Source organism: Puniceibacterium antarcticum, assembly GCF_002760615.1.
In the GTDB taxonomy this organism is placed as follows: domain Bacteria; phylum Pseudomonadota; class Alphaproteobacteria; order Rhodobacterales; family Rhodobacteraceae; genus Puniceibacterium; species Puniceibacterium antarcticum.
In genome coordinates, this window is sequence record NZ_AWWI01000171.1 from 1 (window position 1) to 964 (window position 964).

General features: G+C 45.1%; 1 pseudogene. It reads left to right on the forward strand.

The window, feature by feature from the left end:
• Positions 1 to 234: 234 nt before the first annotated feature.
• Positions 235 to 964, forward strand: a pseudogene (locus tag P775_RS29225) (hypothetical protein); the annotation flags it as partial.

The window sequence follows — 964 nt, forward strand, 5'->3', positions numbered from 1 at the left end:
TTAACACTCACCACAATGGCACATTGCGATGCCGTCGGGAGGGGCATCCACGCCATCAACAGAGCTCTGGTGATGAATAAACTCCGTTTTGCAGAGGCCATCCATCGGTTCGGTGAGGAAGTTGTCAGATGATAACTCCGAGGTGGATCCAATTGTTGAGAATCTGCGAAGTACCCTATAGTCTTTTTTCATGGAGCTTTGTGACGTGTTGAAAAGTTTAAAAGGCCGTAACCTATGCCAGATTTTGTGACATTTCCCATCTATGATAACCTTGATGCACCGGCGGGAGAACGCCTAATCATAGGTGTAGCAATTTTTGACCAAGACTTGGGAAGCGAACCTTCCGATCAATTCATAGGCTTAATAAGTGGTTTCTATCCTAACGACTTCAATTTTGACAAAAATGTGTCTCTCTGGGAGAGCTTCACATCTACCATTGTTCCAGGAAACTACGCCGAGACTCGCTTCACGTACCAGGCATTCAGCCAGCTTATGATAGAAACCGGCGATCCGTTTTTTCAAAATATGAGAACGAGTGTTTTAATTCCCTATATGCAGGATGCGGCAGAGTGGGGAATTGATCAGGCGTATATATTGCCTCCAGATTCCGTGGGAGACCTCATTAGCGCCTTGGGAAACCAACTAATTGGACAAATAGTAAATCGCTCGGTTGGTGGATTTATTCCTCAGTTTTTTGTAAAAACTGGCTCTGAGTACATCTTCAATGAATTTTTCATACATGAATTTTTCCCCGCCGAACCGGCAGAATTTGGATTTAAGTTATCATATCCTGGCGCCATTCCTTTCATCGAAAGCAGCGGCGAGAGTTTTTATGTTCTATCAGACGCGATGGATACCCATATAACGACCGGAAGCGGAAATGATATTATTTTTGGGAACGCAGGTAACGACAAGCTCTTTGGCGGTACAGGAGCCGACACTCTGATCGGTGGAAGCGGGGATG